Genomic DNA, 26,381 nt, shown 5'->3' with positions numbered 1-26,381 from the left:
CAAAAAGTAACGTGGCGCCTACGCTGTTCGCTTGTAAACGCGCTCACGACGCTTTGGCTTGCTAACAACTTTTTGCGGGTGCGCCTGCGGCGTAAAAGATATCTAAATTGTTCACTATTTCCAACAAAGCGAACACACCATAAGGTGTGTTCGCTTTGTTTATTCTTAAATTTATGCCCGGCCAACGCGCGTTGTGTAAAAAACAGTTGTGCGGCTGTCCTCGAAGAGGTTCTCGTGCCCCGGAGGCATTTATGCCGGAGGGGTATAACTGATTCGAGCATGACCGCCGCCAGTGGCGGAGGAAGGGAATGCGAGAATGCGCAGAAACCGGAGTCGCAGGCAAGAGCTTCGCGGCTTGACGAGACGACTTGGTTTCAAGACGCGCGGGGCCGCAGGTATCCGACCACAATTTGAGGTGACAAAAAAAGAGGCATATACATTTTGTATATGCCTCTTTTCTTTTCCTTAAAATTATGAATTAGTATTATCCCTACTATCGTTCGCTATTATCCCCGTGCCGTCCTTTAGATTTGGACTTGTACTCAATTGCCGCCGTATGGCAACCTCCTATACAGGCAGTGCTTAGAAAATATCTTTATTTGTAGGTTTCTGACGAAACCTCACTCAAGTAAAAATGAGCCTGGTCTTTCTCTGTAAAACCTTCATTTAATCCTGATACTACTACAACAGCACTGGTTAATTCGGATACTTTATCAATCCAAACGGTTGGCTTGCTGTCTTCTTCCGTATCGTTTTTCAGATTTTCCGCAGAACCAATCAGTTTCGGTATAGATTCTACGCCGGAGCCTTTTGAAACCTCAATTCCACCGAATTCATTGCCGCTGACGTCAACCACGCCTTCTAAGGTTACTTCAGCGCCGTTTACCAAAATACCGCCATCCGCACCGGTGACCGAAACGTTTCTTAAAGTGACGTTTGTTGTGCCATATGCCTGCAATGCGTAAAGTCCTTGCCATCCTGCTTTATTTCCACTGATTTCGACTATCAGATTTTCAAGCGTCACTTCACCGGCATGCACCAGCTGAATCGCATTTTTATTATCGAAAGAAAGCTTTTTCATGTGATCTTTGCCGTTTATTATAACAGAACGGTTTACCACCAGCGTTTTGTCTAATGTTAACTCTGTCAGAATGTTAATTACCTTTATATCTTCATTAGCTAAAGCTGCTTCAAGTTCCTGCTGGCTAGAAACATTGGCTGTTGTTTCTGCTAGATTCTGTCTGAGGAAGAAATAGGTCTGGTCATTGTCAGTCGGTACTTCGTTCAGGCCAGAAATGGCCACAACAGCATTGGTCAATTCGGATACTTTATCAATCCAAACGGTTGGCTTGCCGTCTTCTTCCGTATCGTTTTTCAGATTTTCCGCAGAACCAATCAGTTCCGGCATAGATTCTACGCCGTAACCTTTTGAAACCTCAATTCCACCGAATTCATTGCCGCTGACGTCAACCACGCCTTCTAAAGTTACTTCGGCGCCGTTTACCAAAATACCGCCATCCGCACCAGTAACCGAAATATTTTTCAACGTAACTTTAGATTGATATGCTTGAATCCCATAAGAGCCGTTCCATTTGTTTATTTCATCGTTCATTACAACTGAAAGGTTTCTTAACACAACATCTTGCCCATTTTCTATTTGAATGCCATCTTTAACTCCCTGACGGTAGGAAAGCGTGTGTCCATTACCGTCCAGTGTCAGGCTGTCTGCTTTTAGGACAACTGTTTGTTCTATATTCAAGTTACTCATCAGTGTTACGCTTGCTTTTTTATTCAGAGTCTGTGCCTGTGCAACTGCCTTTTCCAGTGTATCAAATGCATTTTCACCAATGGTATACCGTTTTCCGCTTACAGTAACCCTGCCGGTTTCGTCTTCATATGCACTGTTTACAATGATATCTGTAGCAGCCGCGTTTTGAATAGTTGAACCGCCCCCGCCTGAACTTCCGCCAGAACCGCCGTTTGAGCCTCCATTTGAGCCATCGCCGGAACCATTATCAGAATCACCGCCAGGATTTGAAGTACCCGGTTTGGATTCCACGTTTCCGCCCATAACGATTTGCTGGCCGGATACCGTCGTTCCCTGCAGGGTAACCGTACCTTCTTTTACACCGGGGGTAACAATCAGGTCACCGTTGATTGTCATTCCTTCCAGGATGACATCTGGTGAGTTAACGATTACAATGCCGTTTATTTCCTCTTCGACTTTATACGTTCCCGGCTTGTTATAAAAACCTTTAACAGCATTATTTACTACAGTTACAGAGCAGGCTCTCGTCATTTTGTCCTGCGGCCGGAATGAACCGTCTTCATATCCATTAATAAACCCTTTTTCTGTCATTGCTTGAATTGCGCCAACAGCCCATTCACTGATGTTGCCAGAATCGATGAAAGAAGCAGACTTGTTCTGATTCTCTTCAATACCTAACGCTCTTGCAATCATAACTAGGGCTTCTTCGCGGGTAACAGGATCTTCAGGACGAATCTGGTTATCATGCCCAAGCATGACTCCTTGTTTCACTAGTTTTAGAATTGCATCGGTGTACCAGTTATCATCTAAATCTATAAACGTATTTTCAGCCCTAACCTGATAATTCATAATACGATTTATCATAACAGCCATTTCTGCTCTGGTAATCGTATCGTCAGGACGGAACAATCCGTCAAACCCTTGTATTACTTCGTGGTCTGCCCATATTGTAATTGCATCCTTTGCCCAGTGAATGTCTGCGTCATTAAACTTTGCTGCAAAAATGTTTCCCGGCGCAGATGCCAGTATAGACAAACAAACAGCCGGTACAATCATACATTTCGTAAATTTCTTGTTCATAATCATCGCTCCTTATTTTTTTGGTTGTTTGATTGGAATACCAACATTTCTAAGTTTACATGGAAATACTATTTGATGTCAATAGAAATTAATTCTACAGCTTACAAAAGTAACCAATTTTCGGCGTTTTTTTCCATACAATGGATATACTTACAGATATTTTATAGTATATTTATGGGGATATATATTTTTTGGGGAGGCAATCATCACTAAAATAGACTGAAAAATAGAAATTTCAGGGAGAGCTGTCTGTTCTCGGAAATGTTCAGGGTTATCAAACTATTTATCGCATTTTACAAGATCTGATGGTTTAAAGACTATTAACCACTATTATCCCTGCCAAATTGACATGCTGTTTGCCGAATCTTTTTACGATTGCACCATAGCTGTTCCGCATTTTGCTTGCTTAAATTTGTTGTAACAAAAAATCGAGAAAAATAGACATAAAAATGATGTATTTAAGAAATACAGCTTCAAAATATTCAATTATTTTAACTTTTATGATACAATATGACTTGTTTTTTGTTAACTTATTTGATATAATTAATGTTACTCAGGGGGAGTAAATTGAAAAAGAGGTGATTTTATGCCGAAAATTCGACTGTTAAAAGAACCAGGGTATATTTATGATTTACTTTTTATTTTTATTCTTCGGTTCAACAAGCAGTTCTTGCTTAATGAACTTAACACCAATGGGAAGCAATCAGAAAATATTGAGTATTTTGACGATTTGCTGGAACAATTTTCTGATATTCCCGAGGATTTATACATTTTTTTTCATACTCTTGAACACGGCCGATGTTTTTTAACTACTCAGTATTTTTATCCATATAAAGAACAGTTTACGACAACCTTTAATTTTAAATTTTTTCAGAATGAATTATTGGACAAAGAAAGATTAATACGGAATTTAATTCGCTTTTATTTTTGCGAACTTTCAGAAGAAAAGCTTATTGAATGTATAAATTCAGAGACTGCAATTTTTTTATGCATCAAAAACTCAAACTATTCCGATACGGAAAAAAGCAGACTATATGAATTTTTTCTAGACCCTGAGCCATATTTACAAACGCTTCAATTTGAGTTGATGGCGAAAGAACTTATGCTTTCTCAATATTACAAAAAAAATTATCAAAAAATACTTGACGTTAACAATCAGAACCCATTTGAAACTTTGAGTGAAAATGTGAAAAAGCTAAGGGACTTAAGCTTTATTAAAAAAAACAACCAGAATTTATACGTTTCTTACTGTCTTATATCAAAATACGTCATTAACTTTTTTGGCATTCAGGAGGGTGCAGTATTTCTTCTTGGCTATGATTATCTTTCTGTTGTAGATCTCGCGAAAAGCAGAAAGGAATTGAGTCTTCTAGACTTCGGCAATGCACTATGCGAAGCAAGCCGGGTTAAAATATTAGAATTATTATTGGAGAGAGAGGAAGTTACCTGCAAGGACCTAGAAAAGATTTTCAGCTTCTCCGGCTCCACGGCATATCATCACATTACCATGATGATGAAAATTGGGCTTGTAAAAACGCGAGAAGAAGGAAAAACCATACTTTATAGTCTGAACGGGAAGTATTTTGACGCCGTTATCGGCGTATTAAGCAAATTTTCAAAAAAGCATAAAGATTTAAATAATTCTGCGTATAGGTTGGTAAAAATATAGATAATATGTCAAACCGATGTATATTAGACTAAAGTTGATGAGAACCAACCGAAAGGGCGTTTCAAAACGCCCTTTCGGTTGGTTCTTCTTTGTGTGGAGAACGTTTCTTGACTCCGAAAAGACATTCATGCGTTTTTATATGGCTTCAATATCATTATCAATCTGTTCCGGCGTTATTTGGGATTGCTTTTCTTCCGGCGCGGTATCCAATAAAAACCCAAACCGGATTAAATTGACTGTAATGACAAGTAGGCTCAGAAAGACCTCTTTCTCCTCAGGGCCGGCTTCTGAACCCGCATTTTTTGCCTCTTTTGCGGTTTGCTCTGCGATTTTATGAAACTCAAGTAAAGCATAAAGAACAAGTATTGATGCAGCAACTTGTAAGTCTAATACATCGGGGTAATTAGCCTGTGCAAATTCCTCCGGACAGAGCGCACTTGTTAGCAGCATATCTCGCTGAACATCTATGACCTTAAACCGAATCAGGAGTGACGCAAGAATGAAAGCAAGATTTTGTTCCGCACTGTCCAATAAATTGAGCTGCTGACGGACGTCATCTGGCAAACTATTCAAATTAGGTGTTTCACCGGAATTTACAAAACTTTCTATGCGTATCCCCTCCATATTATTTCATATATACATTATATGCAAGGCGGCGATAAATCGTTATAAAAACCGCAAAATAGACTGTGTTTTACATCCTTTTGCTGCGTTAACAGACCATAAGTTTTACAAAATATTTTTTATCTTATTCATAAAAATTTTCACCGGGGGAGAGAAAGCCTGATATTTTTTCATTACAATATAGGATTTTATCGACAGTTCAGGAGCAATCGGACGAAACGTTAATTTTCTATTGCCATCTATATTTACAAGATTGTCAAGACATAGCGCATAGCCTAGGCCTTTTTCAACCATAAATGTCGCGTTAAAAATCAAGTTATAGGTGGCAACCACATTCAACGCGGAGTAATCGACTCCAAACCATTCAAGCTCCTGATGCCCTAAAAAGGCTTGTTGAGAAAAAATAAGCGGCAGGTCTTTCATTTGTTCGACTGTTATGGCAGACTGTGAAGCAAGGGTGCAGTTCTTCGGCATAAGCAGTCCGTAGGTATCTTTTTGGTGAATGTCAATATAGTCATATTTTTCCCGCCGGAGAGGGCCGAGCAGCAAACCGATATCTAAAAGTCCTTTATCAAGTTTTTCTAGAACATTGTCGGCATCTGCGCTGTAAATATGAAAATGGATTTTGGGATATTCCAAATGTATTTGTTTAAACACATCTGTGATATACTCCATAACTCGGGTCTCACCGCAGCCTAAATGTATATCACCGCTGACGGTCTTGTTATCCTCATGAAACGCTGCTTCCGTTTTTTCCATCAGGTCAATCATTTCCTGTGCCTTGCTGCGCAGATATGTTCCTTCCTCTGTAAGTGTAACCGTTCTTTTTCCTCTGATGAACAGCTGTTTGCCGAGTTGATGCTCTAAATCCATAAGTTGTTTTGAAAGCGTGGGTTGCGTTATGTGCAGTGTATCCGCCGCTCTTGTTATATTCTGTTCGCGGGCAACTGCAAGAAAATAATATAAATGTCTTGTTTCAATCATAAAAAAACCCCCTCCTTTTAACAATTTACATCATAATTTTATCATTTGGGATTATTCTTGTCAACTATGGTTAGTCATTCATAATAGGTATTTGCAATTTTTTAAGACTGGTTATAAAATAAAAATAACAAATGAATTGCACAGAAGATTGGAGGAGATTCCTTTGAAAAAATAGCAGGATTTATTTTGTCAATGATCATGATGACGGCAATCGTAATGGCCTGCCCGCTGGCCCAGAGCAATGTTGCAAATCTGGCAGACAACAGCAATGTTCTTGTCGTATATTTTTCCTGCACCAAAACAACAGAGGGAGTGGCAAAAGGAATTCAAGCGGAATACCTTGAAACTATTCATCAGGAAATGAATGACGGCGCAGAAAACGGTGCAGATTTTTCTGAAGCGGAATTTAAATCGGAACTGGCTCAGGAAATTACACTGATGCCGCAAGGCTAAATTGAGATGACAGTAAAAAAGAGGCAGATATTTTCTGCCTCTTTTTTACATTTTATGAAAATAAACTTCAAGTGCCATGCCCAAAAAATGAGATACGCCGGCACCATGCCGCTTGTCAACGCCGCTTATCATCTGTGGATTGTGCAGGTAGCTGGCGATCACGATACTCCAATAATTTTTTCCATATCCAGTGTTGGACGGTGCTGTTCGTCCAGCAGATTAATCAACTCTTTTACCATTTTCTGAACGTCACTTGCGGCAACATCTTTCGTTACATCTGCTGCCAGCCGCCGTGTCAGTTCCTCATTTTTTTCTACAAAACCTTTTTCTTTAATCCGTTCCATCTTTTCCATTATCATACTGTATCATACGGCGTGAGAGTCAATCGTTTTTTGAAAAAATAAACATTCCGAAACGGACTGTTTTGGTTACCGCTTGCGCGCCTAAAAAATGTTATGTTTTGTCAGGTGTTCTTTTATTTTTTCAAAGCTTAACGAACTGATATCATGTTCAATTTTACAACTGTCCTCATAGGCGGTTTCTTCGTCAACCCCCAGAGCCATAAGCGCCTTTGCAATAATTTGGTGCCGTTCAAACATTTTTTCGGCAATGGCAAGCCCCTTTTCGGTAAGCAAAATTCCCCCGTCTGCGTCGACTGTGATGTAGCCCTCCTCACGGAATGACTTCATTGCCACGGAAACGCTGGGTTTAGTAAAATTTAAATAGTTTGCAATGTCAATGCTGCGCACGTTGCCGTTTTTGCTTTTTAGCATTAAAATTGCTTCAAGATAATTTTCAGCAGATTCTTTTATCTTCATAATCAATTGCCTTTCAAACTTTTTCGTTATGTCCAGTATAGCATATAGGGTTAGGATTGTCAAACCGAAAAAAGTAAAATACCTATTGACAAATTTAGTTAGTTATGTTAAACTAACTGTAGAAGTTAGAAATGACTAACTTAAACTGCTTAATAAAGACGGAGGGAAAATAGGATGCCATTAACACTTGCAAATGTTGGAGAAGACAACATCATTAAAAAAGTCGGCGGCAGACCCGAGGTGAAAAAACATCTTGAAAATCTTGGATTTGTGGTTGGCGGAACTGTTACGGTTATCAATGCCCTAGGCGGAAATGTAATTGTAAATATAAAAGAGGCAAGGGTTGCAATCAGCCGGGAAATGGCGCAGAAAATTATGGTTTAATTTCATTAAAATAGCAGGGAGGAATTTTTTATGCAAACACTAAGACAGGCGAAAATCGGCGACACGGTAAAGGTTGTAAAGCTTCATGGCGAAGGTGCGGTGAAACGCAGAATCATGGATATGGGCATTACCAAAGGCGTGGACATACATATTCGCAAAGTTGCACCGCTGGGCGACCCGGTGGAGGTAACGGTGCGGGGCTATGAACTGTCTTTGCGCAAGGCAGATGCGGAAATGATTGAAGTGGAGTAACCGGATAAATTTTTTTGCTTTATGGTTAGACATAACTAATTTTAAAGGAGAGACATAGAAATATGAATGTAAGAATTGCCCTTGCGGGGAACCCAAACAGCGGAAAAACAACGCTTTTTAACGCGCTGACGGGCTCGAACCAGTTTGTGGGGAACTGGCCGGGCGTTACGGTGGAGAAGAAGGAAGGAAAGCTAAAAAAGCACGAAGGTGTGACCATAACAGACCTTCCGGGAATTTATTCCCTTTCGCCTTACACCCTTGAGGAAGTTGTGGCCAGAAACTATTTAATTGACCAGCGGCCGGACGCCATTTTAAACATTGTAGACGGAACAAATTTAGAGCGTAACCTCTATCTTACCACGCAGCTTACGGAATTGGGAATTCCTGTTGTCATTGCCATTAACATGATGGATATTGTTAAAAAGAATGGGGACCAAATTAACATAACTGAGTTATCCAGAGAGCTTGGCTGTAAAATTGTTGAAATTTCCGCACTGAAAGGAACAGGCATTATGGAAGCGGCAGAGTCGGCAATTGCGGCGGCTGAAACTGGAAAGACTGTTCCCATGCACACCTTTTCCGGCGCAGTTGAGCACGCCATTGCACACATTGAAGAAGCGGCCGTGCACGACATGCCGGAGGAACAGCAACGCTGGTATGCAATCAAGATTTTTGAACGGGACGAAAAAGCTTTGGAAAAATTAAATATTTCCAAAGAGACCTTTGCACACATTGAGGCGGACATTCAAGCGGCGGAGGAAGAGTTAGACGACGACGCGGAAAGCATTATTACAAACGAACGATATGTTTATATTGCTCAGTTGATGAAAGGAAGTTACAAAAAAAGAAGTGCCGGTCACCTTTCAACGTCGGACAAAATTGACAAGGTTGTGACAAACCGGTTTGCGGCGCTTCCGATTTTTGCAGTAGTTATGTTTTTTGTTTACTACATATCGGTAACGACCGTGGGCACGTGGGCCACCGACTGGACCAACGACGGGCTGTTCGGCGACGGCTGGCATCTGTTTGGAATTGGCGCCGGCCAGTATGAGGAAGCCATTACGGATTATGCGAAGGAGAATATTTGGACAGAGGAGCTTTCCGCAACGGTGGAGGACGCTGCCGCTGCCGGTGTTGTTGGTGCCGGCGACTTATTAGGAGCAATTGAGGAAGAGGATTTCGGCGGATTTGACGAAGCCTATGGCACCTTTGGCGACTCTCTTGCCGAGGCAGGGTTTGACATATCAGAAACAGTGGAGGCGGCCATGGAGGAAGCGCCTGACACATCGGAATACGGCGTTTGGGTGCCGGGAATTCCTGTGCTGGTAGAAAGCGGCCTGAATGCCATTGGATGTGCTGACTGGCTTAGCGGCCTGATTTTAGACGGCATTGTCGGCGGTGTGGGCGCTGTTTTAGGATTTGTCCCGCAAATGCTGGTGCTCTTTATTTTCCTTGCGTTTTTAGAGTCCTGCGGATACATGGCACGTATCGCGTTTGTTATGGACCGGATTTTCCGCAAATTTGGCCTATCTGGTAAATCCTTTATTCCAATGTTGATTGGAACGGGCTGCGGTGTTCCGGGCATTATGGCTTCCAGAACAATTGAAAACGACCGCGACAGAAAAATGACCATTATGACCACCACCTTCATTCCCTGCGGCGCTAAGGTGCCGATTATCGCGCTGATTGCGTCGGCCTTGTTCGGCGGCGCATGGTGGGTTGCCCCCTCCGCTTACTTCGTTGGAGTTGCGGCCATTGTAATTTCCGGCATTATGCTGAAAAAAACAAAAATGTTTGCCGGCGATCCTGCGCCGTTTGTTATGGAGCTTCCGGCATACCACATGCCTACTTTTGGAAATATTATGCGCTCAATGTGGGAGCGGGGCAGTTCTTTCATCAGAAAAGCGGGCACCATCATCTTGCTGTCGTCTATCGTAATCTGGGCAGGCTCGTGTTTTGGGTTTGTTGACGGAAGTTTTGGATTTAGCAGCGAAATGGAATTGGAAAATAGCGTTCTTGGGTTAATTGGCGGCGCAATCAGCTGGATTTTTGCACCGCTGGGATTTAACAACATTAAAGCAACCATCGCAACCATTATGGGCCTTGTTGCCAAAGAAGAGGTGGTTGGCGTATTCGGTGTGTTAGACTTTGAGGAAATGACCCGTCTTGCGGCTTACTCCTTCCTCATTTTCAATCTGCTCTGCGCTCCTTGCTTTGCGGCAATCGGGGCCATCAGGCGGGAAATGAACAGCGCAAAATGGACGTGGTTTGCAATTGGGTATCAGTGTGTATTTGCATATGCAATGTCGCTGATTGTGTATCAGCTGGGGATGTTATTTACAGGTGCCGGAAGTGTAATTGGCGTTATATTTGCCGCCGCGGTGCTTGCATTTATCCTTTACATGCTGTTCCGTCCATATAAAGAATCGAATGTTTTAAATGCAGACAGCATGAAAATGAACGCGTGAAAAAGCTTAGCTAAAGGAGGATTTTACAATGCTGATTTGGTTACAGAATAATTTATCAACACTGATTGTGGGCGTTGTTCTGCTTGCAATTGTGGCATTTGTTTGCCTTTCTATGGTAAGAAACAAACGAAAAGGAAAATCCTCCTGCGGCTGCGGCTGCAAAGATTGTGCGCTGTCGGACAAATGCCATGGCGCCGGCAATCACGGAGGTTAATATGAGCATTGTAATTGTGGGCGGTCATGACAGAATGCACTGCCGATATAAAGAAATATGTAAGAGGTTTGGATGTAAATGTAAGGTGTTTACCCAGTGCCCCGCCAATTTTAAAAATCAAATTGGAAACCCCGACATTGTAATTGTTTTTACCGGAACGGTGGCACACAAAATGGTAAACGTGGCATCGGACCAGGCAGAAAAAGCAGGGGCTTTTTTAAAACACTGCCACTCGTCCAGCGCATGTGCGCTAAGCGATGCGCTAACAGAATATTTTGACCAGGCAAATTAATTTTTACACAGAGGTTAGCTGAAACTAACCGAAAAAGGGCGGGAACAGTTCGGCACTGGCCGACATGAAACCCGCAAAAACAAAATTAATTAGGAGGTTTTATAAATTGAGCAAAACTGCAATTATTTATTGGAGCGGCACAGGTAACACAGAGTCTATGGCCACAGCAATTTTAGAAGGAGCAAAGGAAGTAAATCCCGATACAAAGTTTTTTGCAGTGTCGGAAATTTCTGCCGCCGACGCAGCATCTTATGACACGCTGATTTTAGGATGCCCGGCAATGGGGGCAGAGGTTTTGGAGGAAGGTGAATTTGAGCCTTTCTTTGCCGAACTTGAACCAAACCTTTCGGGGAAAAATGTTGCTCTCTTCGGCTCTTACGGCTGGGGAGACGGTGAATGGATGAGAGAATGGACAGAAAGAACGGCAAACAGCGGCGCAAAATTAGTTGAGTCCGAAGGGTTAATGGCAAACGAAGCGCCCGACGATGACGCATTGTCCGCTTGCCGCGCTCTTGGGAAAAAGGCGGCTGCACTGTAACAGAAAAAAGATATTTCAACAGGACTTGACTTTTATCGCGTTTTCGATTATGCTGGAAATATCACGAAATAAACGGCACGATAAAGGAGAAACAGTCCATGGAGGATATTTTACAGGGATTAAACGATGCACAGCGGGAAGCGGTTACGTCAACCGAAGGGTTCATCCGCGTGATTGCCGGGGCGGGCTCGGGCAAAACGCGGGCCCTTTCCCGCCGTTTTGCATATTTGGTGAATGAGGTTGGAATTCTTCCGGGAAATATTCTATGCGTCACGTTTACCAACAAGTCGGCCAACGAAATGCGCCAGCGAATTCACGCACTCACAGGGGACAACGATACGGGGTTTATCTCAACGTTCCACAGTTTCTGCGTGTCTGTTCTGCAGGAGGACAGCTATGCGGTGCAGTATCCCAAAAGCTTTTTGGTGCTGGATAATTCCGATATAGATGCCATGCTGGCAATCATTTATGAAGAACGCGGGCTGACACTGAGAAACATGACCTTTTCCAATGCCCGGGACATGATAGAAATTCGTAAAATCTTTAAGGAGCCGGACTATTATCTGGACATGCTGGCTATGCCGCTTAATACCCTCTATCAAAAATATTTAAACGCGAAAAATACGTCGGACATTATTTTTTACGGCTATTTATATCAGGAAAAAAAGTGTTTTGGGCTTGACTACAACGATTTAATTAAGTTCACTCTATATATTTTTCAGCAGGATGAGGAGATAAAATTAAAGTGGCAAAAGCGGCTGGAATATATTATGATTGACGAGTTTCAGGACATTGACGAGCTGCAGTATAAGCTGATGGAGGTTTTGTGCGGCTATCACGGCAATTTGTTTGTGGTTGGAGACCCGGATCAGACCATTTATACCTGGCGCGGGGCCAACATTCGTTATCTTTTAGAGTTTAACAATGCGTTTCCCAACGTAAAAACCATTATGATGATGGAAAACTACCGCTCAACCCCGCAAATTTTGTCGGTGGCGAACTCTTTGATTGACAAAAACAAAAACCGCATAAAAAAGGATTTAATTCCTACACTGCCTAAGGGCAGCGAAGTGCTGTGCCACCACGCCGCCACTTCAGAGCAGGAAGCCGAGTGGATAGCCGTAAAAATGAAAGAGCTTCACGGGCAAAACGTTTCATATCGGGATATGACGGTGCTTTACCGCGCTCACCATTTGACCAGAACCATTGAAGAGGTGCTTTTGCGGGAGAAAATACCTTATACCATTTACAGCGGCGTTCAATTTTTCGGGCGCAAAGAAATTAAAGACGCGCTTTCTTATCTGCGCATCCTTGCATATAAGGACGATCTTTCTTTTCTGCGCATTGCCAATAGTCCAAAACGGAACTTAGGAAAGCGGCGCATGCAGTTTTTGCAGGAGATTGCTGCAACAAGGGGATGCTCGCTTTATGAAGCACTGTCGCAGGAGATTGACAACGAAATTTTTAAAGGCACGAAAGCTACTCAGTTTTTGTCCTTAGTGGAAGCCTTCGCCGCGGACTATTCGGTGCGGCCGATTTCAGAGCTTTTGTCGGCAATTTTAAATGAGAGCGGATATGAAGAAATGCTTCGCACAGAAGGCGGCCAGGAACGGCTGGACAATTTGGCGGAACTGAAACAGTCGGTTTATGAATATGAAACAAGCTGCGGCGAAGAAAGCACCTTAGAGCACTATTTGGCCCACGTGGCGCTGTTTACCAACAGCGACGCCGAAACAGACAGCGACAAGGTAAAATTAATGACGGTGCACACCGCAAAGGGGTTAGAGTTTCCCCATGTGTTCCTCTGTGCCATGAACGAAGGAATTTTTCCCTCAAAAAAGACCAACACCATTCAGGGAATGGAGGAGGAGCGGCGGCTGGCGTTTGTGGCAATGACAAGAGCGAAAACCGCGCTGTATCTTTCAGAGGCGGAGGGCCGGAATTTTGACGGCTCACCCAGATTTCCCTCCCGCTTTTTGTTTGACATTGACGAAGGGCTTCTCACCTACACCCAAAAGCCGGAGGACGAATTGGTAAAAGAGGCGCAAAGCTTTATTGCAATCAGCGACCGGCATTTAAAGCAAGACACAGAGCAAACCGCCTTTGCCGTGCAGCAGCGGGTGAAACACCCTATTTTTGGGTTGGGAACGGTGACCGATGTGGATTTTGTAAAAGGCGCCCACATTGTTCAGTTTGACGAAATAGACACGCCCCGGGCAATTTCCTTCCGGGCAAAACTGGATAAATGTTAAAACCAGCAGGCACTTTCGCCTGCTGGTTTTTTGCTGTTTATTTGCGCTCTACAAACCACTGGTCGTCGTCCCGCCACAGATAGGTGTTATGTCCCCCGATGCAGACAGTGTAGCGGATACCCAGCCCGCCGCCCTTGATTGATGCGGCGCGGCGCACATCTGCAACACTGTCGACGGTAAATACGCGCCCGTCCTCCCACTTCACGCGGAGGGGCATAACATTCCCGTCACGTTCAAATTTTGCTAAAACATCCACATAGGTTTTACAGGGCTTTGACATAACTTACAACTCCTGATGAAATCGTTTTATGTCAAATGCCACTGGTGTCAGGTTATCTTACAAAAACTTCGGGGTGAATTATGTGCTCACCCTTGGGGTCGAATCCGGAAAGCTTGGTGTCTAACAGCATAATGCCGCGCTGAATGGAAAAGTGTCCGTAGCGCCGGCGGATGGAGTCGATTACCGCTTCCTCCGCCTCGCGCCTGTGAACCTGCTGAAGCTCCGGCAGAAGGGAAAGCTGCGTTCCATTCTCCGGCACAAGCTTTAAGGCCCGCACGCCAATGCTGCGGATTGGATTGTTCGACAGGTGGTTTCCGCGGTAGAGTGCAAACGCCTTTTCAAACATCACTTGGGCCGAGCAGGTGGGACAAATCAGCGGGCCTTGCCGCTCATATTGAAACAGCCCGTTGTCCCGGAGGGAAAGCTGCACAGAGCAGCATTTTAGGCTGTGGTCGCGAAGCCGCTCTGCAACGCTTTCGCACAGGATATATAAGGGAATTTTCACATCTTCTTCTGAGATTAAATCCCGGGGCAGGGTAGAACTGTTGCCAATGGTTTTTATTTTTTGCGCCGCGTCTGCCTCGCTCACCCTCGATTCGTCGCGCCCGTTGGCAAAGTTCCAAAGCATTTCGCCCGGCTTGCCGAACTTACGCCGCAGCGCGTTTACATTCGTCTGAGCCAGGTCGCCAATGGTGCAAACGCCGGTGGATTTCAGCTTCCGGGTGGTAGCCCGGCCCACAAACAGCAAATTTTCCACAGGCAGGGGCCACACAATTTCTTGAAAGGTTTCGCGGGGAATAACCGTTGTTGCGTCCGGCTTTTTCATGTCGCTTCCTAATTTTGCAAAGATTTTGTTAAAGCTGACGCCGATAGACACCGTAACCCCCAGCTCCCGTTTTACACGCAGGCGGATTTCGTCGGCAATGCGTTTCCCATCGCCCCACAGCGTTTCGCTGTTGGTTACATCGAGCCAACACTCGTCTAAACCAAAGCTTTCCACCTGGCTGGTATATTCCTCATAAAGGCTGCGCGCCAGACGGGAATATTTTACATATAAATCATAGCGGGGCTTTACAAAAATCAGGTCGGGACACTTTTGCCGTGCCTGCCACAATGTTTCGCCGGTTTTTACACCAAAAGCCTTCGCTTCATTGTTTTTTGCCAAAATAATTCCGTGCCGCTTTTCCGCGTCGCCGCCCACAGCCACAGGTTTTCCACGCAGACCGGGGTTGTAAAGGCACTCTACCGACGCATAAAAATTATTGAGGTCGGCATGGAGGATAATTCGGTTCTTTTTCATTTTTTCGCCTCTAAATAGAACAAATGTTCGATAAACTTATTATAGCACAAGCATATGGGATTATGCAAGAGGAAAATATATGATTTTTCAAAAATTTGAAGCTTGACAGAATTTTATGAAACAGGTAGAATTGAAACAAAAAGAGGAGGGAAGCAGATTGATTATCAACACGGGAGCGCGGACAGACACGGCGCAGTATTATACAGAATGGCTGTTAAACAGGTTTCGGGAAGGGTATGTGCTCACGCGCAACCCTATGTTTCCCAATAAGGTAACGCGGTATGAGCTTTGCCCTGAAACGGTGGATTGTGTGGTGTTTTGCTCAAAAAACTATGCGCCGCTGCTGCCGCACATAGATGAGATTAAAAATAGGTTTCATATTTATTGCCACTATACCATTACGGCATATGGAAAAGATGTAGAGCCCGGTGTGCCGGACATTGAAACGAGCATTGAAACGCTGAAAAAGCTTTCCAAAGCCGTGGGCAGGCAAAGAATTTCGTGGCGGTATGACCCGATTTTGCTGACGGAAACCTATACCATAGAGCGGCACATAAAAACCTTTGAAGCAATGGCAGAGCGCCTGTCCGGCCACATTGACCGCTGCATTTTCAGCTTTGTGGAGCTGTATAAAAAGCTAAAATACAACATGCCGGAAATTATTCCCATGACAGAGAAAGATAAAGATATTTTGGCACAAAACCTTGGCGCAATTGCAAAAAAATATGGCATGACAATTCAAACCTGCGGCACCAACGGCGATTTCAGCAGATATGGAATTGCGTCTTCGGGCTGCTTGACGCTGGACATCATCGGCAGAGCCAACAACATTGCGTTCCGCAGTTTGAAGCACAAAGGCATGCGGGAGGGATGTCACTGCATAGAAAGCCGCGACATTGGCGCCTATGACACCTGTCCCAATGGGTGCCGATATTGCTATGCCAACCAAAGCCCGCAAAAAGCGCTGGAAAACTACCGGCGGCACGACCCGAATTCGCCCCTTCTGCTGGGCAGCCTGGGGCCTGACGACGTGGTAACAGCCGGCTGTCAGAAAAGTTTTCTCGTAAAAAAGTAATTATTCTTTGTGGTTTACCATGTTCTGATAGCTTGTGCCCCACAGTTCCATGGAGTTGAGAATGGGGCGCATAGACTCCCCAAGAGGCGACAAGGCATATTCTACCCGCGGCGGAACCACGGGATATGCTGTGCGCGTAATAATTCCGTCCTTTTCCATAGAGCGCAGGCTGTCGGTCAGCACCTTTTGGCTGATGCCTTCTAACGACCTGTGAAGTTCGTTAAAACGCCACGGGCGCTCAAGCAGGTTTCTTAATATGAGCAGCTTCCACTTGTTCCCGATGATTTGCACAGTTGTGGCCACCGGACAAGCCGGAAGCTCTTCTTTTGTCAGCATGAAAATGCATCCCCTTTTTTTATGTAACGTTCAAAAATGATGTTATATTAATATTATAATGCAGCAGTTTGCTCCTCCTCAAACAATTAAAAATGAGCCGGCAAATGAGTATGTTAAGGCCTTGCTCACGCGGGCCGGCAGTTAACGGCGGAGGCTAAAACATGGAAAAAACTGAATTGGTTTTAAAATTAAATGCCATGCTTTTAAACGAAATGCCGCAATACCAGGCGTTTGCGGCAGACTTTTCCGGCAATGCAGTTTCTCAAAGAAGGCTTTTGCGTTCTTTGATGAACCTGCGCCCGCCTATGCCGCTTGACGGTTCGTTTGTGAATTTGCAGGACGAACTTCTAAAAGCTGAGCGGGAAGAAAAAGGCGTGGTTTATGTTTCAGACATTACTATGAGTTTTGGTGAAAACATTTTGCTGTGGAAAGGAGACATTACCCGACTTGCGGCAGACGCCATTGTGAACGCGGCCAACAGTGCGCTTCTGGGCTGTTTTCATCCCTGTCACGGCTGCATTGACAATGCCATTCATTCGGCGGCGGGACTTCAGCTTCGAATGGAATGCGACAGCTTAATGAAGCAGCAAGGCCACAGCGAGCCTGTGGGGCAGGCAAAACGAACAAAAGCATATAACCTGCCCTGCCGCTATGTGCTGCACACGGTGGGGCCAATGGTTTTGGGCGAGGTAAGCCGCACAGACCGGGAGCTGCTTGCCTCGTGCTACCGCTCCTGCTTAACGCTTTCTGAAGAGTTGGGGCTTCAATCTGTGTCCTTTTGCTGCATTTCGACAGGGGAGTTCCGGTTTCCGCCGGAGGAGGCGGCGCACATTGCGGTGCGCACCGTGCGGGAATATTTAATAAAAGGCAAACAAGAATTAAAGGTGATATTTAATGTATTTAAAGAATCGGACTTTGACTTATACAAAAACCTGCTCGCCAAAGGAGCAGATTGAAAAACTAAAGGAACTGCTAAAAACTGCCGATGCAGTGTTAATTGGCGCAGGAGCTGGGCTTTCGGCCTCAGCCGGGCTGACCTATTCGGGCGAGCGGTTTTTAAAGGAGTTTCGCGGGTACAAAACGCGGTATGGGTTTAGCGACATGTATTCGGGCAGCTTTTATCCGTTTGAAACGCCGGAGGAATATTGGGCATATATGAGCCGGTTTATTTTAGTAAACCGCTATGACGTGCCGCAATTAAAGGTATATCAGGACCTTTTGGAAGCAGTTCAGGATAAGGACTATTTTGTGCTGACCACCAATGTGGACCACCAGTTTCAATTGTCAGGCTTTTCAAAGCGGCGCCTGTTCTACACCCAGGGGGATTATGGCCTGTTTCAGTGCTCCGTGCCCTGTTGCCAGGAAACGTATGACAACGAACCAATCATTTTGCGCATGGCGGCGGAGCAGAAGGATTTTAAAATTCCACCGGAGCTGATTCCTAAGTGCCCGGTTTGCGCACGGCCCATGATGATGAACCTGCGGTCGGACGGCAGGTTTGTAGAGGACAGCGGCTGGCATAAAGCCTTTCGCCGCTATGAAGCATATTTAAAAGCGCATAAAAACAGCGCTTGTTTATTTTTGGAGCTGGGCGTGGGGAATAACACGCCGGGCATTATTAAATATCCCTTTTGGCAAATGACTGCGGAAAATGCAAACACAGCGTATGCCTGTGTGAACTTGGGCGAGGCATTTTGTCCCAATGAAATTGCAGACAGGGCCCTCTGTATTAACGGGGATATTGGTTTTGTTTTACAGGAACTGAAAAAAATCTTGTGATTTTTTTATTTTTCGGATATACTGAAAGAGAGGTGGTTTTGTATGTGCGGAAGATATAATTTTGATAGCGATGACGACAATTTATTTGAGATTTTAAACGCGTTAAACGGCCAGGTGTTTCATACAGGCGAAATTTTTCCTACGAACAGCGCCCCGGTGCTTGTTTCAAGGGGCAATTCCCTGACTCCGGAGGTTATGTCGTGGGGATTTCCGCAGTTTGGAGGCAGAAGCGGTGTGATTATCAATGCGCGGGCAGAAACGGCGTTGGAGAAAAAAATGTTTCAAAAAGCGGTGATAGAGCGGCGGTGTGTTATTCCCAGCTCGGGCTTTTACGAGTGGAAGCACGACAAAACCAAACAAAAGTTCTTGTTCACCCTGCCGGAGAAAAGCGCTTTATACATGGCGGGAATTTTTGGTGAGTTTAACGGCGCAAAAAAGTATGTAATTTTAACCACTGAACCCAACGAATCTATAGCGGACGTGCACAACCGCATGCCGCTGGTGATAGAAAAGTCCAACCTTTTGGATTGGGTGTTTAACAACGAAGCTGCGGTTAAACTGCTGCACCAAACGCCGCCGGAGCTGATTCGCAGAGCGGTATCATAAACGCGGGGCGCTTATTGCGCCCCGCGTTGTTTTTCAAGATACAAAAAGACGGCCGCACTAAAAGGTGCGACCGTCTTGCTTCTTTCTTTTTTATTGGATTGGAGTAAATGTGGTCTTTGCAGCACATTCGATGCGATATCCATCCCCCAAAGAGCAGACATAATCTCCAACACCAATACTGGAATTTCCGAGGATGGTATTGACCTTTAAAGAACCTGATTTGTCCCACGCAAAAAAGTTGCGCGAACCAGACACGCTGTACCTGCCGGCCGGAATATCTACGCCGACGGTATATTCACCGGCCGGCAGTACCTTTGGTTCACTTTTAGCTTTCACCACATTTCCTGTCAGGATGTCTAATTCGCTCTGCTTTGCGCTGATCTGCGAATCCAGATTCTCCACCGTGGAAGTTTTTTCTGCAATTTTTTCATCTAATGTGGCTTTATTTGTTTCATATTCCTTTGCGGCTGAAATAACGCCGCTTTTATCTTTAATTTCGTTTTCAAGATTTGAAAGTTCTTCTTTTTTGGTATTAATCTGTTCATCCTGAGCCTGGCGTTCAGCCAGTAACTGTGCATTTATTTTCGCATTTACACCAGCGAAATATCCACATAATGTGCCTACGAGAAGTCCCCCGACAAGAACGGCAATAACCAAAATTATTTTTTTCTTACCAGACTGCGGCGCGGCCTGCATTCCGCCAAATTCACCATTTACATTTCCTATTTCCATAACAACCTCTCCTTTTTTATTTTTGTAGTTTTTTTTCATCACTACAATTGTGATAATATCATATGAATTTCATTTTTTCAAGCCTTTTTGTCAAAAAATATAGAAATTTATCAACTGGTGTGATGAAAAGGGACAAAAGTAATTCGTTTTTGTCCTTTGCGGCAGTTGCAAAGCGGGGAGCGGCCGTATATAATAAAAGTAAACTTGAAGAAAGGCGGTTTTCAAACATGAAAAAAGTGTTTGTTCATGAAATGAAAACAATTATTCAAAACCCCGATTCTAAATTTAATTATTTTGCCTGGCCGTCGGTGGCGCGTCTTCATGACGGAACTCTTGCCGCTGTGTGTTCGGGCTTTCGCATTGGCCATGTATGCCCTTTTGGAAAGGTGGTTATGGCGAAAAGTACTGACGACGGCAAAACGTGGAGCAGTCCTTGTGTGGTGATAGACACTCCGTTAGACGACAGGGATGCCGGAATTTTGCCGTTTGGCGATAGCAGCGTAATGATTACCTCATTTAACAACACTGTGGCGTTTCAGCAAAATACCAACAAAATGCGGGAGCAGGGAAGCCCGGAACAGAGGCTGGTTGAAGGCTATCTGGCAGGCATTGACGCAAAGAAAGCAGAAAGCAGATATTTGGGCTATACATATGTAATCAGCAATGACAATGGTGTCACGTTCGGCGACATCGGTTTTTCGCCTGTGACCGCACCCCACGGCCCCTGCCTTTTGGAAAACGGAGACATTTTATATGTGGGCCGTTCTGCGTCAGATGGTATTGCGCAAAAGGAAGACAGGATTGAGTGCCACAAGTTTGTGAACGGGGAATTTGAGTTTGTTTCTGCAATTGAAGCAATTCCAGGCGTGCTATCCTGCGAGCCGGCGGCAATTGACATTGGCGGAAAAATCATTGTCCATATTCGTGTGCAAAACGAAAAGCAGAGTGAAGACGGCGGCATGTTTACAATTTTTCAGAGCGAATCGTCAGACGGCGGAAAAACGTTTTCAAAGCCCCGGCAGATTTTATCTGACACAGGCGGCGCGCCGGCCCACCTGATGAAACATTCCTCCGGCGCGTTGGTTTCGGTTTATGGATACCGAAAAAAGCCTTTTGGCATTAAAGCCATGATAAGCTATGACGGCGGAGAAAACTGGGACACAGATTATGTGCTCTATGACGGGGCTAGTTCCTTAGATTTGGGATATCCGGCCTCGGTTGAACGAAAGGACGGAACCATTCTCACCGTTTTTTATGAGCGGGAGGAAAGCTGGGAAAACTTTTATGAAGAAACGAACGGCGGTTCTGCGATTAAACAAATTGTGTGGAGCCTGCCGCAATAAACGAAACGTTTCCTATTTGAAAAAATAGGAAGCGTTTTTTAATTTGGCGGTTGAAAACAGACTGAATTTAGCGTATAATAACGGTAAGGAACGACGAAAGGATGAAAATAATGGATTTAATTGCACACAGGGGTGCATCGCTGGTAAAGCAGGAAAATTCGGTGGAGAGCTTGGAATATGCCGCGCACATCGGTGCCTCTGCTACAGAATGCGACATCAGACAAACGTCAGACGGCGTGTTCGTTATTTTCCATGATGACAGTTTAGAGCGCCTGACAGGGGAACCCATTTTAGTAAAAGATCTTACATACTGCGAAATGAAGGAAAAGCTTGCGGAAAAGAACTACGCGCTTTTAACCTTTGAAGAGCTTGCCCGCCGGTATCGGGAAAAGACGCCGATTTTACTTCACATTAAGTTTGAAACGTTAGACGACGGGTTTGTTAACATGCTGGAAAAATCCGGCCTGCCGTTTATCTGCGGCGTGGTGAGTCCCCAGGCGGCAAACAAAATCAGCACGGCGTTTTCAAAGGAAAACGTGTTGGCATTTATGCCGGATTATCACAATATCGGCGAATTTGTGGAAAACGGCGCGGGCATCATTCGGCTTTGGGAGCCGTGGCTAAGTGAAATAAAGCCTATGGATGTGAAAATGAAGTATGATGTTAAGGTTTGGGTAATGTGCCGGGATTTATCGTGCACGGACGAAACAAGTTCCATGAACGGGAGCCCGGAGTCTTTAGATTTTATTCAGTCGCTGTCTGCCGACGGCGCACTTTTAAACGACATTGAATTGGGAATAAGGTGGAAAACAAAACAGGAAAAGGAGTGAAACTATGCTGAACATTGCAATGGTAAGCCGGTGGCATGTGCATGCCGACCAGTATGCCAAGGAGATTGGGGAAACGCCCGGTGTGAAAATTGCCGCGGTGTGGGACGACGACATATCCCGTGGGGAGCAGTGGGCTTCGGCGCTGGGCTGTGATTTTTATGAGGATTATGATGCGCTATTGGCAAACCCGGAAATCGACGGAGTGGCGGTGGTATCCTCAACAAATTTGCACCCGCAGCTGTTAATGAAAGCCGCAAATGCGAAAAAGCACATTTACACCGAAAAGGTTTTGGCCTTTTCCAAAAGTGACGCTGAAAAAATTCGGGAAGCGGTTGTGAAAAACAACATTCATTTTACCATCTCTCTGCCTCACAAAACCATGGCCGGCGTGCTTCAAGCTAAGAAAATGGTAGACGGCGGCGAAATCGGCCAGGTGACCTATATGCGGGTTAGAAACGTTCATGGGGGAAGCATTTTAGGCTGGCTGCCGGACTATTTTTATGACAAAACCCTTTGCGGCGGCGGTGCCATGATGGATTTGGGTGCGCACCCCATGTATCTTTTAGAGTGGTTTTTGGGAACGCCTCAAAAAATGGCATCGGCCTTTACACAGGTAACCGGCCGCGGCGTTGAGGACAACGCCGTTAGTGTAATGAGTTTTGAAAACGGTGCAATTGGCGTTTCGGAAACCGGGTTCGTGTCATATTGCGACCCGTTTACGCTGGAAATTAGCGGCACGAAGGGATATATCCATGTGCAGGATGGCTTCCGCTATAAAAACGAAGCATCAAACAAAGAGTGGGTGACGGAAGAACATTTGGAGCTGACCTTAGAGCGCCCCATTGCATATTGGATTTCAAGCATTTTAAACAACACGGAAAATAAGCTATATGGCATTGACGAGGCTGTGGCACTGACAGAGTTTATGGAAGCGGCCTACCGTTCCTGGGAAGAAGATAAAATTATATCATTGTGAGAAAAGGAGAGGGAACATGAAAAAAGTTTTTTGTTTATGGTTGGCGGCTGTGGTGCTGTTGATGTCCTGCATATCCATTGCGGGGGCGGAAGATTATTTTGTGTCAGATTTTTTGTATGCAGACTTTGAAACCCCACAAGCCTCCGGCACTGCCATTTACTCCGCAGAAAAGACTTGGGTTGCCGAGGGCTTCGGCGGCAGCCGCGGCGCGGTGAAAATGAAAAATAATGCAAACAACATGGGCGGGGTGCAGTTTGACAGAAACCGCTCTGTGGTGGGAGAAACCTATGAACTTTCCATTTGCGCCAAGCCGCCGGCAGACAATATAAACGCCTTAGACGGCGGATATGTAGTGTCGTATTACCGGTGTTTAACAGATGACGGAAGCGGAACATTGGTGCCGTCAAAAAACTATAGCGGCTATCATATTACATATTTAAAAAACAAAGAAGATTTGGGCGGCGGGTGGTACCGTTACTATGCAAATTATACTGTTGGCGAAAACTGTACCATTTCCGGTTCAACGCAGGCTCCGGTGTTTGGAACAGATTGTAACTTTCAATATCGTGCAAAGGCAACAGACATTGAATATATGCTGGATGAGTTTGTGTGCAGGCCGGCTTATAGCACAACCTCTGACGAGCCGGTGGTGTTAAACGCAAATTTTGACTTTAACAATCCGGAATATACGCTGTTTTCAAAAACTGCCGTTACGGTAAAAAACAACGGCGGGGCAAACCAAACGGCGAAATATGCCTATGTGGAAGCTCAAGACAAATATTCTTCCATGAAATATTCCAATCTTGCCGTTATGCCGGCCACGGCCTATAAGCTGACGTGGTACGCCAAAATCGGAAAATCAGAGAACGCGGGAAAGTATTATCTTAGAGGATATTTGGATTTTACCGGGGCGGACACTTCAGAAATGACATTGTATCAAAAAATTAATGTGGACAAACCGTTAACGGAGGAATGGCAGAAGTTTGAATGCATAATTCGGCCCTCAAAAAACGCACAAAACTATGTGGTGAATTCCCTGTCTGTCCGCCCGTCTTTTTATTTCAGAATGTCCGGCCAGGGCGATGGTTACACCGAGGTCATTGCAGACTATTGCGTGGACGAACTGAAAATAGAACGCTTAAATGTACCCTTTGGCGGCAGCTTTGACGATGGGTTCGCAGCAAAAGCCGTTTACGATGGCACCACCCAGGTGCAGGCGTGGACTGCCGGCAGCGGGGCTGTCGCGGCGGACCAGACAGAGGAGCAAAATGCATTTATTCAGGTGACCCAGGCGGCGAACAGCGGAGAAAACGGCAGGATTGCCCAGAATATTTATCTAAAGCCCAACACGGATTATTGTTTAAGCTTCCGCGCAAAATCGGACAGCGCGGGGGCGGTTTTAACGCCCTCTGTTTCAACCTATGACGGAACACAAGAAACAGTAAATGCGCTCACACCCGTACAGCTTCAAGAGGGGTGGACAGAGCATCAAATACCGTTTTCGCTTGCGTCTGCTCCTAGCACCTGCCTGTTGGGGCTGTCTTTGCTAGGCGGGGAAAACACAGAGGAAGTGCGCTATTGCATTGACGATATTCAGATTACGGAGCCGGGACTGAAAAATGCCTCGGTCAGCGGCGATTTTTCCTGCGGCAGCACAGTAACCGCAAGCGTTGAAAATGACACGGGCGCAGCAGTGGAATACCGGCTGATGACCTCTACAGACGGCGTGCATTTTGCAAGGCTCTCCGGCGGCGTTTTAAACGGCAGTGCGGTGAGCTACACCATTTCGGACAGCGATGCAGGAGCGTTTTTGCGGTTTGACTTTTTTGCAGTATCCGGCGGCGCGGTTTCAAATCTTGTTTCCACGCAGCCGCGGGAGGTTACGGGCACAAGAGTTTATTTTATCACAGACGATTTTGACACAGCCGAGACCCTCTCCGCCCGGGCGGTGATAAAAAACAAAGCGTTAGAGGGAAAAAACATGACGCTTATACTCGCAGTTTACGGCAGAAAAAATACGCTGATAAGCGTTACCAGTAAGCCGCTGTCCGGCGCGGAAACAGCGGCGGGCGAAGCTGAAATCAGCGCCGATAAGCCTGCGGGCGCGATGAGCGCAAAGGTATTTTTATGGGAGGATTTTAAAACGGTGACGCCTTATACAGAGTCTGCTGAAATTACCGCAGGGCTGTCCCTTGAGCAGATTGTTGACACCCTGCAGGCAAAAGCGGTGACAAAAACGCCGGAATATGAGGTGGTGAACACAATAGAAACAGGATATGACGATGTTTCGGCTATTTTGTTTGAAGGTCTTCCGCATAAGGGGGAAAACACCCAGGTTTTCGCCTATATGGGTGTTCCCAAAACGGCCAGCGCGGTCAATCAGGTTCCGGCAGTTGTGCTGATTCACGGCAACGCCAGCAGACTATATCCCTCCTGGGTGAAATCGTGGGTAGACAAAGGCTATGCGGCAATTGCCTGTTACATGGTGGACAGAAACACCGATTTAGACCCGGACGTTGTCTACAACATGGGGGCAAGACAGCCGTCGGGCTACTATACCGATATCGACCAGCCGCTTCAGGACCAGTATATGTATCAGGCGGTGGCAAAACCAATTCTTGCGAAAAATCTTTTGGCAAGTCTGCCTGAGGTAAACGAAAACGCCATTGGTATCACGGGAATTTCAAACGGCAGCATGATTACAAGCTATGCCATTGGTGTTGACCCCGGGTTCGCCTTTGCCGTGCCGGTTTACAACAGCGGCTATTTAAACGAGGGCGGCGTGAACAAGGGCCTTTCCGGCAAACGCCTGCTGTGGGACGCGAAAAACGTGCTTTCTAATGTGAAAATTCCTACGTTATTTATAAACGGCAACGCGGCGAACATGTATGCCATTGACCAAAACACAAAATCGGCGCTTGATGTTGAAAATTCTGTGATTTCTTATAAATATGGACTGACACACAGCCAGCCTGCGGGAGAAGCGGTGCCGGAGATTTTCACCTTTGCAGACAGCGTTGTGCGGGGCGGCCCACGCTTTACAGAGGTTGGACGGGTGTCTGTTGAGGGGAACACAGCGTCGTTTTCTTTCAAAACAGAAAACAACATCAGCAAAATCAGGCTGGTTTACAACATCTCCGGAATCAGTTACGACGGAAGCACGTCGAAAACGGTTTGGGAGCAGCCCAAGGAGATAACCGTCCCTCAAAACAAAACTGTTACCTTAACGCTTCCATCAGGGACAAAGGGTTTTTATTTTGAGTTGACGGACGATGCCTGCGGTGTTGTCACAACGGAATATGTAGAGCTTGAAACGGCAGTACAATAA

At 45.3% G+C, this 26,381-nt stretch carries 26 protein-coding genes; 17 read left to right on the top strand and 9 right to left on the bottom strand.

Annotated elements, in window-relative coordinates; translation table 11 throughout:
- Window positions 1–595 precede the first annotated feature (595 nt).
- Window positions 596–2,848, bottom strand: coding sequence for an S-layer homology domain-containing protein (locus H8698_RS12970; protein ID WP_249313870.1), 2,253 nt, complete (start codon window positions 2,846–2,848; stop codon window positions 596–598).
- A gap of 586 nt (window positions 2,849–3,434) precedes the next feature.
- Between H8698_RS12970 and H8698_RS12965 the strand changes: the two genes are divergently transcribed.
- The gene (locus H8698_RS12965) at window positions 3,435–4,517 is read left to right on the top strand and encodes an ArsR/SmtB family transcription factor (RefSeq protein WP_249313869.1); all 1,083 of its coding nucleotides are present in this window, start codon (window positions 3,435–3,437) and stop codon (window positions 4,515–4,517) included.
- A 135-nt stretch (window positions 4,518–4,652) separates the two neighbouring features.
- On the opposite strand, the gene H8698_RS12960 is transcribed toward H8698_RS12965, so the two are convergent.
- On the bottom strand, window positions 4,653–5,141 hold the full coding sequence (locus H8698_RS12960) for a hypothetical protein (RefSeq protein WP_249313868.1): 489 nt from the start codon (window positions 5,139–5,141) through the stop codon (window positions 4,653–4,655).
- Window positions 5,142–5,246: 105 nt separating this feature from the next.
- Window positions 5,247–6,125 carry a LysR family transcriptional regulator gene (locus H8698_RS12955; protein WP_283245480.1) on the bottom strand — a complete coding sequence of 293 codons (879 nt, stop codon included), beginning with the start codon at window positions 6,123–6,125 and terminating at the stop codon, window positions 5,247–5,249.
- Between the two features lie 186 nt (window positions 6,126–6,311).
- Here H8698_RS12955 and H8698_RS12950 point away from each other — a divergent pair, with 186 nt between their 5' ends.
- A complete protein-coding gene (locus tag H8698_RS12950; protein ID WP_249313867.1) occupies window positions 6,312–6,578 on the top strand; it encodes a hypothetical protein in 267 nt (88 codons plus the stop codon).
- Window positions 6,579–6,736: 158 nt separating this feature from the next.
- Here the strand turns inward: H8698_RS12950 and H8698_RS12945 are convergent, their stop codons facing one another.
- Window positions 6,737–6,937, bottom strand: coding sequence for a TipAS antibiotic-recognition domain-containing protein (locus H8698_RS12945; protein WP_249313866.1), 201 nt, complete (start codon window positions 6,935–6,937; stop codon window positions 6,737–6,739).
- A gap of 84 nt (window positions 6,938–7,021) precedes the next feature.
- A complete protein-coding gene (locus H8698_RS12940; protein ID WP_177678568.1) occupies window positions 7,022–7,396 on the bottom strand; it encodes a metal-dependent transcriptional regulator in 375 nt (124 codons plus the stop codon).
- Window positions 7,397–7,570: 174 nt separating this feature from the next.
- Here H8698_RS12940 and H8698_RS12935 point away from each other — a divergent pair, with 174 nt between their 5' ends.
- The 7 genes from H8698_RS12935 (at window position 7,571) to H8698_RS12905 (ending at window position 13,796) form a co-directional block, all read left to right on the top strand.
- Entirely contained in the window at window positions 7,571–7,780 is a 210-nt protein-coding gene (locus tag H8698_RS12935) for a FeoA family protein (RefSeq protein ID WP_249313865.1), read from the top strand.
- Between the two features lie 30 nt (window positions 7,781–7,810).
- Window positions 7,811–8,032 carry a FeoA family protein gene (locus tag H8698_RS12930; protein ID WP_249313864.1) on the top strand — a complete coding sequence of 74 codons (222 nt, stop codon included), beginning with the start codon at window positions 7,811–7,813 and terminating at the stop codon, window positions 8,030–8,032.
- A gap of 62 nt (window positions 8,033–8,094) precedes the next feature.
- Entirely contained in the window at window positions 8,095–10,500 is a 2,406-nt protein-coding gene (feoB, locus tag H8698_RS12925; protein WP_249313863.1) for a ferrous iron transporter B, read from the top strand.
- Window positions 10,501–10,528: 28 nt separating this feature from the next.
- Window positions 10,529–10,714 carry a FeoB-associated Cys-rich membrane protein gene (locus H8698_RS12920; RefSeq protein ID WP_177679755.1) on the top strand — a complete coding sequence of 62 codons (186 nt, stop codon included), beginning with the start codon at window positions 10,529–10,531 and terminating at the stop codon, window positions 10,712–10,714.
- 1 nt (window position 10,715) lies between these two features.
- Window positions 10,716–11,006, top strand: a complete 291-nt coding sequence (locus tag H8698_RS12915) for a DUF2325 domain-containing protein (RefSeq protein WP_177679754.1) — start codon at window positions 10,716–10,718, stop codon at window positions 11,004–11,006.
- Between the two features lie 106 nt (window positions 11,007–11,112).
- A complete protein-coding gene (locus H8698_RS12910) occupies window positions 11,113–11,544 on the top strand; it encodes a flavodoxin (protein ID WP_177679753.1) in 432 nt (143 codons plus the stop codon).
- 98 nt (window positions 11,545–11,642) lie between these two features.
- Entirely contained in the window at window positions 11,643–13,796 is a 2,154-nt protein-coding gene (locus H8698_RS12905; RefSeq protein WP_249313862.1) for an ATP-dependent helicase, read from the top strand.
- 37 nt (window positions 13,797–13,833) lie between these two features.
- On the opposite strand, the gene H8698_RS12900 is transcribed toward H8698_RS12905, so the two are convergent.
- Both H8698_RS12900 and dinB read right to left on the bottom strand, forming a co-directional pair.
- Window positions 13,834–14,076 carry a hypothetical protein gene (locus tag H8698_RS12900; protein WP_249313861.1) on the bottom strand — a complete coding sequence of 81 codons (243 nt, stop codon included), beginning with the start codon at window positions 14,074–14,076 and terminating at the stop codon, window positions 13,834–13,836.
- A 52-nt stretch (window positions 14,077–14,128) separates the two neighbouring features.
- Complete coding sequence (dinB, locus tag H8698_RS12895; protein WP_249313860.1) at window positions 14,129–15,376, bottom strand: DNA polymerase IV; 1,248 nt, start codon at window positions 15,374–15,376, stop codon at window positions 14,129–14,131.
- A 157-nt stretch (window positions 15,377–15,533) separates the two neighbouring features.
- On the opposite strand from dinB, the gene H8698_RS12890 reads away from it, so the two are divergent.
- Entirely contained in the window at window positions 15,534–16,451 is a 918-nt protein-coding gene (locus H8698_RS12890; protein WP_249313859.1) for a DUF1848 domain-containing protein, read from the top strand.
- Here the strand turns inward: H8698_RS12890 and H8698_RS12885 are convergent, their stop codons facing one another.
- Window positions 16,452–16,787, bottom strand: coding sequence for a winged helix-turn-helix transcriptional regulator (locus tag H8698_RS12885; RefSeq protein ID WP_249313858.1), 336 nt, complete (start codon window positions 16,785–16,787; stop codon window positions 16,452–16,454). It abuts the gene before it with no gap.
- Window positions 16,788–16,948: 161 nt separating this feature from the next.
- Here H8698_RS12885 and H8698_RS12880 point away from each other — a divergent pair, with 161 nt between their 5' ends.
- Genes H8698_RS12880 through H8698_RS12870 form a run of 3 tightly spaced genes read left to right on the top strand, consistent with a single transcriptional unit; the run spans window position 16,949 to window position 19,172 of the window.
- Window positions 16,949–17,743, top strand: coding sequence for a protein-ADP-ribose hydrolase (locus tag H8698_RS12880; RefSeq protein WP_249313857.1), 795 nt, complete (start codon window positions 16,949–16,951; stop codon window positions 17,741–17,743).
- Complete coding sequence (locus H8698_RS12875; protein ID WP_346726850.1) at window positions 17,703–18,566, top strand: SIR2 family NAD-dependent protein deacylase; 864 nt, start codon at window positions 17,703–17,705, stop codon at window positions 18,564–18,566. The genes H8698_RS12880 and H8698_RS12875 overlap by 41 nt, the downstream gene beginning before the upstream one ends.
- 42 nt (window positions 18,567–18,608) lie before the next feature.
- Entirely contained in the window at window positions 18,609–19,172 is a 564-nt protein-coding gene (locus tag H8698_RS12870) for an SOS response-associated peptidase (RefSeq protein WP_249313855.1), read from the top strand.
- A 90-nt stretch (window positions 19,173–19,262) separates the two neighbouring features.
- Here H8698_RS12870 and H8698_RS12865 read toward each other — a convergent pair whose 3' ends face one another.
- Window positions 19,263–19,904, bottom strand: coding sequence for a hypothetical protein (locus tag H8698_RS12865; RefSeq protein WP_249313854.1), 642 nt, complete (start codon window positions 19,902–19,904; stop codon window positions 19,263–19,265).
- A 227-nt stretch (window positions 19,905–20,131) separates the two neighbouring features.
- On the opposite strand from H8698_RS12865, the gene H8698_RS12860 reads away from it, so the two are divergent.
- The 4 genes from H8698_RS12860 to H8698_RS12845 all read left to right on the top strand — a co-directional run bounded on the left by H8698_RS12860 (window position 20,132) and on the right by H8698_RS12845 (window position 26,381).
- Entirely contained in the window at window positions 20,132–21,247 is a 1,116-nt protein-coding gene (locus tag H8698_RS12860) for a sialidase family protein (RefSeq protein ID WP_249313853.1), read from the top strand.
- Window positions 21,248–21,357: 110 nt separating this feature from the next.
- Entirely contained in the window at window positions 21,358–22,077 is a 720-nt protein-coding gene (locus H8698_RS12855) for a glycerophosphodiester phosphodiesterase (RefSeq protein WP_249313852.1), read from the top strand.
- A gap of 4 nt (window positions 22,078–22,081) precedes the next feature.
- Window positions 22,082–23,053 carry a Gfo/Idh/MocA family protein gene (locus H8698_RS12850; protein ID WP_249313851.1) on the top strand — a complete coding sequence of 324 codons (972 nt, stop codon included), beginning with the start codon at window positions 22,082–22,084 and terminating at the stop codon, window positions 23,051–23,053.
- 16 nt (window positions 23,054–23,069) lie between these two features.
- Window positions 23,070–26,381, top strand: a complete 3,312-nt coding sequence (locus tag H8698_RS12845) for an alpha/beta hydrolase family protein (protein WP_249313850.1) — start codon at window positions 23,070–23,072, stop codon at window positions 26,379–26,381.

Origin of the sequence: Congzhengia minquanensis (assembly GCF_014384785.1) — a bacterium.
Classification (GTDB): Bacteria; Bacillota; Clostridia; order UBA1381; family UBA9506; genus Congzhengia; species Congzhengia minquanensis.
The sequence above is the reverse complement of the archived record's forward strand: the minus strand, read 5'-3'. Positions and strand labels throughout refer to the sequence as shown.

Excerpts from the sequence above, each read along its gene's own strand:
- H8698_RS12935 (WP_249313865.1), top strand. The coding sequence starts at position 7,571 with ATGCCATTAACACTTGCAAATGTTGGAGAAGACAACATCATTAAAAAA.
- H8698_RS12915 (WP_177679754.1), top strand. The coding sequence starts at position 10,716 with ATGAGCATTGTAATTGTGGGCGGTCATGACAGAATGCACTGCCGATAT.
- feoB (WP_249313863.1), top strand. The coding sequence starts at position 8,095 with ATGAATGTAAGAATTGCCCTTGCGGGGAACCCAAACAGCGGAAAAACA.
- H8698_RS12870 (WP_249313855.1), top strand. The coding sequence starts at position 18,609 with ATGTGCGGAAGATATAATTTTGATAGCGATGACGACAATTTATTTGAG.
- H8698_RS12940 (WP_177678568.1), bottom strand. The coding sequence starts at position 7,396 with ATGAAGATAAAAGAATCTGCTGAAAATTATCTTGAAGCAATTTTAATG.
- H8698_RS12965 (WP_249313869.1), top strand. The coding sequence starts at position 3,435 with ATGCCGAAAATTCGACTGTTAAAAGAACCAGGGTATATTTATGATTTA.
- H8698_RS12850 (WP_249313851.1), top strand. The coding sequence starts at position 22,082 with ATGCTGAACATTGCAATGGTAAGCCGGTGGCATGTGCATGCCGACCAG.
- H8698_RS12880 (WP_249313857.1), top strand. The coding sequence starts at position 16,949 with ATGGAAAAAACTGAATTGGTTTTAAAATTAAATGCCATGCTTTTAAAC.
- H8698_RS12930 (WP_249313864.1), top strand. The coding sequence starts at position 7,811 with ATGCAAACACTAAGACAGGCGAAAATCGGCGACACGGTAAAGGTTGTA.
- H8698_RS12970 (WP_249313870.1), bottom strand. The coding sequence starts at position 2,848 with ATGAACAAGAAATTTACGAAATGTATGATTGTACCGGCTGTTTGTTTG.
- H8698_RS12855 (WP_249313852.1), top strand. The coding sequence starts at position 21,358 with ATGGATTTAATTGCACACAGGGGTGCATCGCTGGTAAAGCAGGAAAAT.
- H8698_RS12955 (WP_283245480.1), bottom strand. The coding sequence starts at position 6,125 with ATGATTGAAACAAGACATTTATATTATTTTCTTGCAGTTGCCCGCGAA.
- H8698_RS12920 (WP_177679755.1), top strand. The coding sequence starts at position 10,529 with ATGCTGATTTGGTTACAGAATAATTTATCAACACTGATTGTGGGCGTT.
- H8698_RS12900 (WP_249313861.1), bottom strand. The coding sequence starts at position 14,076 with ATGTCAAAGCCCTGTAAAACCTATGTGGATGTTTTAGCAAAATTTGAA.
- H8698_RS12885 (WP_249313858.1), bottom strand. The coding sequence starts at position 16,787 with ATGCTGACAAAAGAAGAGCTTCCGGCTTGTCCGGTGGCCACAACTGTG.
- H8698_RS12860 (WP_249313853.1), top strand. The coding sequence starts at position 20,132 with ATGAAAAAAGTGTTTGTTCATGAAATGAAAACAATTATTCAAAACCCC.
- H8698_RS12945 (WP_249313866.1), bottom strand. The coding sequence starts at position 6,937 with ATGATAATGGAAAAGATGGAACGGATTAAAGAAAAAGGTTTTGTAGAA.
- dinB (WP_249313860.1), bottom strand. The coding sequence starts at position 15,376 with ATGAAAAAGAACCGAATTATCCTCCATGCCGACCTCAATAATTTTTAT.
- H8698_RS12960 (WP_249313868.1), bottom strand. The coding sequence starts at position 5,141 with ATGGAGGGGATACGCATAGAAAGTTTTGTAAATTCCGGTGAAACACCT.
- H8698_RS12845 (WP_249313850.1), top strand. The coding sequence starts at position 23,070 with ATGAAAAAAGTTTTTTGTTTATGGTTGGCGGCTGTGGTGCTGTTGATG.
- H8698_RS12865 (WP_249313854.1), bottom strand. The coding sequence starts at position 19,904 with ATGGAAATAGGAAATGTAAATGGTGAATTTGGCGGAATGCAGGCCGCG.
- H8698_RS12905 (WP_249313862.1), top strand. The coding sequence starts at position 11,643 with ATGGAGGATATTTTACAGGGATTAAACGATGCACAGCGGGAAGCGGTT.